At 74.0% G+C, this 9369-nt stretch carries 8 protein-coding genes; 4 read left to right on the top strand and 4 right to left on the bottom strand.

Going from position 1 to position 9369, the window contains the following annotated elements:
- Nucleotides 1-215 precede the first annotated feature (215 nt).
- Both N8I86_RS34815 and N8I86_RS34810 read left to right on the top strand, forming a co-directional pair.
- A complete protein-coding gene (locus N8I86_RS34815) occupies nt 216-2324 on the top strand; it encodes an alpha/beta fold hydrolase (RefSeq protein ID WP_263279625.1) in 2109 nt (702 codons plus the stop codon).
- Nucleotides 2321-2839 carry a class I SAM-dependent methyltransferase gene (locus tag N8I86_RS34810; protein ID WP_263279624.1) on the top strand — a complete coding sequence of 173 codons (519 nt, stop codon included), beginning with the start codon at nt 2321-2323 and terminating at the stop codon, nt 2837-2839. The genes N8I86_RS34815 and N8I86_RS34810 overlap by 4 nt, the downstream gene beginning before the upstream one ends.
- 285 nt (nt 2840-3124) lie before the next feature.
- On the opposite strand, the gene N8I86_RS34805 is transcribed toward N8I86_RS34810, so the two are convergent.
- Entirely contained in the window at nt 3125-3841 is a 717-nt protein-coding gene (locus N8I86_RS34805) for a PIG-L deacetylase family protein (protein WP_123440807.1), read from the bottom strand.
- A 221-nt stretch (nt 3842-4062) separates the two neighbouring features.
- Between N8I86_RS34805 and N8I86_RS34800 the strand changes: the two genes are divergently transcribed.
- The gene (locus tag N8I86_RS34800; protein WP_079192380.1) at nt 4063-4470 is read left to right on the top strand and encodes a DUF3224 domain-containing protein; all 408 of its coding nucleotides are present in this window, start codon (nt 4063-4065) and stop codon (nt 4468-4470) included.
- 114 nt (nt 4471-4584) lie between these two features.
- Nucleotides 4585-4950 carry a VOC family protein gene (locus N8I86_RS34795; RefSeq protein WP_073890565.1) on the top strand — a complete coding sequence of 122 codons (366 nt, stop codon included), beginning with the start codon at nt 4585-4587 and terminating at the stop codon, nt 4948-4950.
- Nucleotides 4951-5076: 126 nt separating this feature from the next.
- On the opposite strand, the gene N8I86_RS34790 is transcribed toward N8I86_RS34795, so the two are convergent.
- From N8I86_RS34790 to N8I86_RS34780, 3 genes are read right to left on the bottom strand one after another with little or no spacing between them, the layout of a single operon-like run.
- Complete coding sequence (locus tag N8I86_RS34790; protein WP_263279623.1) at nt 5077-6009, bottom strand: DUF6039 family protein; 933 nt, start codon at nt 6007-6009, stop codon at nt 5077-5079.
- Between the two features lie 44 nt (nt 6010-6053).
- Nucleotides 6054-8465, bottom strand: a complete 2412-nt coding sequence (fabD, locus tag N8I86_RS34785) for an ACP S-malonyltransferase (RefSeq protein ID WP_263279622.1) — start codon at nt 8463-8465, stop codon at nt 6054-6056.
- Entirely contained in the window at nt 8462-9361 is a 900-nt protein-coding gene (locus tag N8I86_RS34780) for a DUF6039 family protein (RefSeq protein ID WP_073890570.1), read from the bottom strand. Before N8I86_RS34780 ends, fabD begins: the two co-directional genes overlap by 4 nt.
- Nucleotides 9362-9369: the final 8 nt, after the last annotated feature.

Below are 9369 nucleotides of genomic sequence, written 5' to 3'. Positions count from 1 at the left end.
TTCCGGCGCGGGGATGCTAACGACGGAATTTCGGCCGCCGCAAGGGCGTCAAGGGACTTTTCTGGCGTGCTCAGTATTGAGCAGAATTCCGGTGTGTAAATGCAGGATCATCTGGGGTCTTCTATTTTTTTCCCGGCCGCTGGAATCACGCGCTCGGCGTTCCCGCCGGCCCTCGGTGCGGCGGGTTCGCGAGCCGGCACAGGAGGACGGAACGCATGCCGCAGCGTGTGCTGATCGCAGGTACCTCGGCGCTGCTCGCCGGCCGTCTGGCGGCCCGGTGCCTGAGCGCTTCCGGCGACACCGAGGTGGTGCTGTTGTCCGCCGCCGTCTCGCGGCCGGGCGCGATCGCCCCGGACCGGAAGGAGATCGCCTCGTTCGTGGCGCAGTCGGCCCGGCTCCCCGATCCCGGGGGCAGGCTGACCGTCGTGTGCGGGGCACCCGAGGCGGTCGCGGGCGAACTCGCGGGGCTGACGGCGGATCAGGTGTGGTGCGTGGTCCCGGGCTGGGACCGGGCGCCGGTGCGCGGGGCACGCGGGGACGCGGCGCTGGCCGGCTCGGTGCTCGCCGCGCTGCCCGCGCTCGGGGCCGTCGGATACGTGCACGTCGGACCGGACGGGGCGGCGGACGACGGTCCCGCCGGACCGGTGCGCCGCGGCTACCGGGAGCTGGAACGGCGCGCCGTGGAGGCGTGTCTGGACGCCGGTGTGGCCTGGCGGGTGCTGCGTACGCCGCCGGTGCTGGACGACCAGGCACCGGTGTTCGGCGAGTGCCCGCCGGGCGCGCACCGGCTGCTGTGGGCCCTGCACGCGGTGCGGACGGAGGTCGAGGACCGGGTGCCCGACTGGTTCGAGCGGCATCCGCTGCGGGCGGCGGGGGCGGCGGGACTCGGGCTCACGCTGCTGCCCGCCGAGCAGGCCGCCGAGGAGCTGTGGCGGGCCGGTGCGCCGGGCGGACTCCCGGACGGGTTCGCGACGGTGCCCGCGCCCGCGCCGGTCCCGCTGGCCGACGTCCTGGCGCGGGCCGGCGCGGTCCACGGCATCGACGTCCGCCCGGTGGCGGACCGCGCGGGGCTCTCCGCCGCCGACCGGCTGCTCGACCTGCGCCTGGCCGACGTCCGTGCGCAGGCCGTCCGGCTCGGGCGTCCGGCGGAGGCACCCGCACCCGGGCCGTCCGACGGCACGGGTCCAGCGGCCGGCGTCGGCGCCCCGGAACCCGCGGCGGCCGGGCAGCCCCCGGCGCCGTCGGCGGACCTGCCGGAAGCCGCGGATCCTCCACCCCGATCAGCCACCCCGACCCTCGCCGCGCCGCTGTCCGCCGCCGCGCAGTGGGAGTTGTTCGGGAGGGTGCGGGCGTACCAGGCGGTCGACGGGCGGGCGGCGGGGACGGCGGGGCGGGAGGACGTGGGTCTGCGCCGGCGTACCGTCGAGGTCGCCGGGCGGCCGCTCGCCGTGTACGAGGCGGGCGACGGTGACGGGCCGCCGCTGGTGGTGCTGAACGCCCTCGGTCAGGGCCCCGGGTTCCTCACGCGGCTGTGCGCCCGGCTCGCGCCGCACCATCGCGTCGTCACCTGGCAGGTCCGCGGCACGGAGCGGGACGATCCGCCGTGGCGGGCCGGGGACCAGCTCGACGACCTGGAGGCCGTCCTCGACGCGGCCGGGGCCGACCGCGCCCATCTGCTCGGCTGGTGCACCGGCGCCAAGATCGCGACGGCCTTCCAGCGGCGCAGGCCGGACGCCGTGGCCTCGCTGGTGTTCCTGAACGCCACGTTCCGGCAGAACGGCCGCTGGGACGGCCTGGACACCAAGTACGAGGCCGATCTGGCGGCGGTGTGCCGTGCCCTGGACCGCAGTCCGGCGAAGGCCACCCGGATGCTGGGCCTGCTGGCCCCCGGCGCGGGGGGCGGCAAGGGCAGCCCCGGCGCCCGGGACGCGGGCGTGCTCGGGGTGCTGAGCCGGGCCCTCACCGACGAGGTCAGGCGGCCGTTCCGCGACGCGGAGGTGCTGGTGCGGTACGCGCGGCAGCTCGTGGACCTGTGGCGGCTGGACTCGGCGGCCCAGGCGGCGCGGGTGACGGCGCCCGTGCTGTTCGTCTGCTCGGAGTTCGACGGGATCTCGTCGCCGGCCCGGGCGCGCGAGGCGGCCCGCTGCTTCCCGCGGGCGCGGTACGCGGAGCTGGCGGTCGCCGGTCACTACGCGCCGCACGACCGCCCGGCCCTGGTGGCGGAACTGATCACGGAGTTCGTCCGCGCGCCGGACGAGGTCGCGGACCTCGTGCGGTACGCGGAGATCACCTGGCACATCGACACGGAGGGAACTGCACGGTGACCGAGGCCAAGGCCTTCGACCGGGTCGCGGACGACTACGACCGGATGCGGGGCGGAATGGAGCGCGGCCGGCAGGCCGCGGCGCAACTCGCCGGGGACCTGGTACCCGGCCCGGTGCTCGAAGTGGGTGTCGGTACGGGCATCGTGGCGGCGGGACTGGCCGAACTCGGCCACCGGGTCCACGGCGTCGACCTGTCGCTGCCGATGCTGTCGCGGGCCGCGGAGCGGCTGGCGGGGCGGGTGACGGCCGGGGACGCCCGGGCCCTGCCGTTCCGGGACGGCACGTTCGACAACCTGGTCTTCACGCACGTCCTGCATCTGGTCGGGGACATGCCGCGCGCCCTCGCGGAGGCGGCGCGGGTGCTGCGCCCCGGCGGGCGGCTGCTCGCGGTGCACGGCGACCCCGCGGCCGACCCGGACGACCTGGTCGCCGTACTGGACCGGCTGGCCGTGCTCCAGCCGCCGCGGCCCGACACCCCGAACGGCTGGACGCGGCCGCGGCCGCGGCGGGGCTGACCCGGCTGCGGCACGAGTTCGCGCCGGACTACGAGCGGGCCACCACACCGCGTCAGCTGCTGGAGAGCCTGGAGCGCCGGCTGCCGCCCTACCTGTGGGAGGTCGACGACGAGACCTGGGGCCGGGTGGTGGAGCCGGCCCTCGCCGAACTGCGCGGCCTCGCGGACCCGGACCGGCCGCGGGTGCAGCAGTGGCGGGTGCACCGCAGCGTCTACGCCAAGCGGTGAGGCGCCGGGGGCCGGGAAGGGCCGGAACGGCCGGCCGCGCTCCACGGCCCCCGGCCGTTCAGCGGGGTATCAGCTCGAAGGCGATCGCGGGGCGGCCGCCGAACCGGGCCCCCATCGCCTGGGCGAGTCCCAGCAGGGGCCCCCGTACGTCCGTGACGGGCGGCTGCATCGCCGCCAGGTAGCTGGCGTGCGCCTCCAGGGAGGCCACGGCCCGGTCGATGTGGTCGCCGACGTCCACGGCGTGGGTGGGCCGGGGCGAGTTGGAGATCGCCACGTACCGGACGCCCTGCCAGGGGCCCGGTCCGTCCTCGGGGAAGATCCACCGGTTGGCCGCGTCGCCGACGGCGTCGAGCAGCGCCCGGCCGGTGTTGCGGTGGTCCGGCGAGTTCCAGCGTCCGGTCGAGGTGTGGTCGTGGTGGCAGAAGCCCAGTACGAGTTCGGGGCGGTGCCGGCGGATCGCGGTGGCGAACTGGCGGCGCAGCTCGGCTGAATACTCGATGCGTCCGTCGGGATGGTCGAGGAACTCCACTCCCGCGGCGCCGACCACGGCGGCGCTGGCCCGCTGTTCGGCCTCACGGACCTCGGCGGCCTTCTCCGGCGCCATGGTGTCGATGCCGGCCTCGCCCCGGCTCGCCACCACGTAGGTGACGGTCTTTCCGGCCGCGGTCCAGCGCGCGACGGCGCCCGCGGCCCCGAATTCCATGTCGTCGGGATGCGCCACCACGGCCAGGGCGCGGGTCCAGTCCTCGGGCATTTCCTGGAATTCATCGCTCATGGGCCGAAGATAACAGCGGGCATTACTCCGCCGGTACCCTGGGAATGCATTTCGCCGAACTCCGCCGGCGCCTTGCGTCCGGTTCGGAAAATACCTCGTGACGCTCTGAGGGAACGCTCAATTGTGAGCAGAGCCGCGGGTGGGGACGCGCGAGGATCCGGCTGATCCCCGTCGGCGGCCCGGTCACCGGCGCCGCGGTCCCGTGAGCGAGAGGACAACGCATGCAGACGCAGTCGACCAGCACGATGACCTGGGACCCCTGGCAGCCGGCCCCGTTCGAGCAGACCGACGGCGCCCCGGTGCTGCTGCACGGCGAGGTGGCCAACCACTACCGCGGGACCATCGAGGCCGAGGGCGTCCAGCAGGTCCTGATCGCGCTGTCCCCCGGCGGTGCCAGCGTGTTCACCGCGCTGGAGCGGGTGACCGGCCGGGTCGGCGACCGCAGCGGCAGTTTCGTCCTGCAGATCAGCGGCACCACCGGCGGCGGCGCGGCGAAGGCCACGCTCGAGGTGCTGGAGGGCTCCGGGACCGGTGAGCTCGCCGGGCTGCGCGGCACCGGCACCTACTTCTGTGACAACCCCGGTCCGGACGGACACGCGAGCGTGACGCTGGACCACTCCTTCGAGTAGTCCCGGCGATCCGCGTGCCCGTGTGTCGGCCGAGGGCATAGGCTCGTCAACACCGGAGCAGCACGCGGTAGTTGCGTGCCGGAGACGGCCGACCCTTGAGGAAGGAAGTTTTTCATGTCCCCCATTGGGCAGCTGGCAGCGGTCACCCTGGACGCGCCGGACCCGAAGGCTCTCGCGGAGTTCTACAGCGCCGTGACCGGCTGGGAGTCCCTGTTCGCGAGCGAGGACTTCGCCTACATCGGAACCCCGGACGGGTCCAGCCGCATCGGCTTCCAGCGGACCGAGAGCCTGAAGAAGCCCTCCTGGCCCGGCGACGACAAGCAGATGCACCTCGACTTCAGTGTGAGCGACCTGGAGGAGGCGGTGGAGCGGCTGACCGCCCTCGGGGCGACCAAGCCCGAGCACCAGCCGGGTGGCGAGAAGTGGGTCGTGCTGATCGACCCCGCCGGTCACCCGTTCTGTGTGACCACCATGGCCTGACGCCCGCCGGTCCGGCACGCGTCGGGACGGACGTCCCGGCGCGGGGCCCGGCGCACATGTCACGACGGGGCCGCGGCACTCGGTGAGTGCCGCGGCCCCGTCGTGTCGTGGTGCCGGCCTCGGCCGTCAGTCGCCCCAGTACTGCGGTGTCAGGCAGCCGTCGTGTCCGCTGCCCTCCAGCATCAGGCTGTCCCAGCCGCCACCGCCCTCTTCGCGCGGGACCCAGTCCTGCAAGTAGGTGGCGCGCGGGGCCTCGGGGTCCGTGCGGGCGTCGATGCCCATCAGCTTGTACATGGTGCCGAGCGTCTTCATGTGGATGAGGAAGTGCATCCGCTCCATCGTGCCGAAGAGTTCCTCGAAGACCAGTGCGGTGGCGTCCCCGCCGGAGTTGAGGTTGGTGTTCTCGGCGACGGTGCGGGCGAACAGCCGGGCCTCGGCGCGGTACTTGTAGCTGAAGTCCACCACCCGGTGCATCACCACACCCGCGGTGGCGGTGTTGAGGAGGCCGTCGGCTGCGACGGACGTCTGGTGCTGTGCGGGGAGCACCTCGAACCAGGGCTCGTCCCGGTCGGCGGCCAGCGGGCTCATGGACGGGTCCTGCGCCATCGTCCGGGTGGCGGTGCCGAAGATGCCCCAGCGGTGCGGCAGCATCATGGTCTCCCGCACACTGCCGGGCACGAACGCGGCCTGCCAGTCGTCCGCCTGATGGTGTGCCACGTAGCCGCCGAGGACGCCGTCCCGGAAGTCGCGCGCGCCGCCCATGTGCAGCAGCCGTTCGTAGTCCTCCAGGGACCGGAAGTGGATCAGCCAGTGCAGGCGGTCCTTGACGCCGAAGGTCTCCTCGTAGACGAAGACGGTCGCCAGTCCCGGGTGCTTGGCGTTGACGAACTCGGCGGCCTCCCGCGCCATCCGGCGGGCGGTGTCGCCCTGTCCCCCGGCGATCTGGGCGACCCGCTCGACGACGACCCCGGCGTTCGCCGAGTGCAGGATCTTGTCCGCGGGCTGCGCCGTCTGGTGCCGGGCGGGCGGGACACTGGGCATGCCGCTGTCCACGGTCATGTGGCTCTCTCCTCGGTGTGTGGTGACGGGTGACGCACGCCGGGTCAGGCGTAGGCGGCGAGGCGGTCGCTGAGGACGCGGGCCGCCCCGGTCATCAGCAGGTCGGCGATGCGTTCGACGTGCCGCTCCGGCCAGGGCTCCAGGGCGGTACCGCCGACGCAGCGGTTGAAGGCGCCCGCGGCGGGCCCGCAGTGCACCTGGTAGTTGGCCCGTTCGGCGGGATCGCCCTCCTGGGCGGCCCGGTTGGTGCGGGCGAAGTAGGACTTGAAGACGAGCGCCATCCGGTGCTTCGGATCCCGCTCGGCGCGTTCGGTCTCGTGCGCGCGGCCCGTGTCCCGGTAGTAGGCGCACGTCTGCTTCCACACCTGGTCCAGGGAGGCGCGCAGGCAGTCGCGTTCCAGCCAGGCGAGGGTGGGCCCGTCGAGGTCGTCGAGGCCCGTGTGGGTGCGGTAGAGCTGGTAGAGCTTGTTGGCGCGGGCCGCGAAGAGGGTGCCCTTGCGGACCACCTGGACGCGGGAGCCGAGTTCGAACAGGTCGCCGGCGGGCGCGTACGCCGTGTCCTGCACGTCCAGGGCGGCCAGCAGGTGCTTCACCGCGTCCGAGGTGCCGGCCTGCGGGGAGCACTGGTTGACCGAGCCGGTCACCACGAAGTCCGCGCCGAGGACGAAGGCCGCGGCCACCGCCTCCGGGGTGCCGAGGCCGCCGCACGCGCCGACCCTGAGGCGGCGCGCGTAGCCGTACCGCTCGGTGAGCCGGGCGGCCAGCGCGACCGTGGTCGGCACCAGTGCCAGGCTGACGCCGCCGTCGGTGTGGCCCGCCGAGTCCCCCTCGACACAGACGTCCTGCGCGACCGGCAACGCGCGCGCCGCGTCGGCCTCGGCGGTGGTCAGCGCGCCCTCGGCGACCAGGCGGTCCAGCAGCTCCGGGGCGGGCGGTGCCATGAACTGGGCCGCGACCTCGGGCCGCGAGCACTTGGCGACGACGGTGCGTACGGCGGCGGGGGTGCCGTCCGCGGCACGGTGGGCGCCGTGGAACCGGAATCGGACGAGGTCCGGGGTGACGGCGGTGAAGGCGGCCGCCTCCACGTGCCGTACGCCGTGCCGCAGCAGCAGGTCGACCAGGGCGCGCTCGGCTCCCGGACGGGTGAGGTCGTGCAGCAGGTTCACCCCGTAGCGGCCGTCGAGGCCCGGGGTGCGGGCCAGTTCGGTGACCGCCTTGCCGACCGTCTCCAGGTCCAGGCCGCCGGCGCCGAAGTAGCCCTTCAGGCCCGCCCGGCCGAGCCGGGCGACCAGGTCCACGGAGGAGACGCCCCGGAACATGCTGCCGGCCAGGTAGGCGTAGCGCAGTCCGTGGTCGTGCCGGAACTCCGCGGAGCCCAGCCGCGCGGCGGCCGGGTCACCTACGGGCTCCGGCTCGGGTGCGGCCGCCCGGGGTGTGCGTCCGATGGCCGTGATGGCGGCGGGCGGGGAGGCGGTGCCGGCGGGCGGCGGGTGCGGCGCGCCGCCCGCGGGGGCGGGGCGTGCGGGTGGTGCCGTACGGGCTTCGGTGCCGGGCCCGGTCCCGGGGACGGAGGTGGCCGCCGTGCCGCCGGGGCGCCGCTGGGCCGGCGGGGCGGGCTCGGCGGCCACGGAGTCCCACATGGGCCGCAGCATGGGCCGGGGACCGAACTCGCGTGTCTCGGTCACGCCCCGGCGGATCAGTTCCCGCAGGGACTCGTGCCAGCGCACCGGCGCGGCGATCTGGCGGGCCAGCAGGTCGGCGACACCGTCCGGCGGGTGGGGACGCGCGGTGACGTTGGCGATCACCGGGATGCGGGGCGGGCGGAACTCGACGGTGTCCAGGAAGGCGGCGAACCGTTCCTGGGCCGGCCGCATGTGCCGTGAGTGGAAGGCGCCGCTGGTGGCCAGCGGCACGCACCGGGCACCCGCGGTCGCCCGCACCTCGGTCTGCACCGCCTTGACGGCCTCGGCCGGGCCCGACACGACCACCTGGGTGGCGGTGTTGAGGTTGGCCAGGTCCACGTCCGTGGCACCGCAGCGGTCCAGCAGGGCGCGCACCCCGTCCGGCGGGAGCCCGAGGACGGCCAGCATGGCGCCGCCGTCGGCCTCCCCCATCAGCTCGCCGCGCCGTTTCACGATCCGCAGGCCCGTCTCGAAGTCGAAACACCCGGCGGCCAGCAGCGCGTTGTACTCGCCGAGGCTGTGGCCGGCCAGGAAGTCGGGCGCGGGGCCTTCCGCCAGCGCTTCGGCGCAGGCGAGCGCGTTGACGACGTACAGCGCGGGCTGGGTCCAGCGGGTGCGGTTCAGCCGGCCGTCGGGATCGTCCAGGCACAGTGCGCGCACCGGCTCGCCGAGCACCCGGTCGGCGATCGCCACGTACTCGGGGAAGCGGTCGAAGAGCCGCTCCCCCATGCCCGCGCGCTGCGCCCCCTGGCCGGCGAAGAGCCAGGCCCTCACTCGGCCGCGGTCAGCTGGTGCGGCAGCAGCAGGGTGTCCTCGATGGTGCCGGGGACGTAGGTGCGGCCCCAGGTGCCGCCGCCCTTCTGGTCGGCGATGAACTGCCGCTCCCCCAGGGCCCTGAAGTCCTTGTCGGTGCGCTCCAGTTCGAGCAGTTCCTGGTAGGCGTCGAAGTCCTTCAGGTGCACGAGCCAGTGCAGCCGGTCCATGACGCCGAAGGTCTCCTCGTAGAGGTAGGAGGTGGCGCGTCCCGGCAGTTTGCGGTTGACCTCGTTCTGCCAGGCGAAGGCGTAGAGCCGGGCCTCCTTGCGGAACTCGTGGGTGGCCTGGCCCGTGCGGTGCAGGGTGAGCATGGCGTTCGCGGAGTGCAGCAGTTCGCCGTCGGGCCGGCCGGTCTGGAGCTTGGCCGGGTCGACCCAGAGCTCACCGGGGTCGTGGTCGTCCTCCTCGTGCACGAGGCCGTGCTGCGGGACGAGGATGCGTTCCTGGACGGAACCCTCGACGACGGCGCGGCCCCAGACGCCCGCGCTGGCGTCGTCGACGACGCGGTCGCTCTCCAGCAGGTCGATCATCTTCTCGTCGTGGTCGACCATGTGCAGGCTGATGGCGTAGTCGTTGGGTGTCTTCCAGTGGATCAGCCAGTGGACCCGGTCCTGCTTGCCGAACGCCTCCTCGTAGAAGTAGAAGGAGGCGCCGTTGAGGTCGGACTGGTTCATGTAGGCGATCACGGAGGCGAAGAGCTTGCGGCCCTCGTCCCGGTGCTCGTACTTCAGCTGGGCGCTGCGGGCGATGGTGAAACCCGAGTTGCCGGAGTGCAGCAGCTTGTCGGCCGGCACGGGGCTCTGTGCCGACGCGGGGCTGAGACCGGCCGTCCTCCGGGCTGTCCGCTGATCCATGGAATGGC

This window comes from Streptomyces albidicamelliae, assembly GCF_025642175.1.
In the GTDB taxonomy this organism is placed as follows: Bacteria; Actinomycetota; Actinomycetes; order Streptomycetales; family Streptomycetaceae; genus Streptomyces; species Streptomyces albidocamelliae.
Note: the sequence above shows the minus strand (reverse complement) of the source record. Positions and strands in the feature narration are given on the sequence as shown.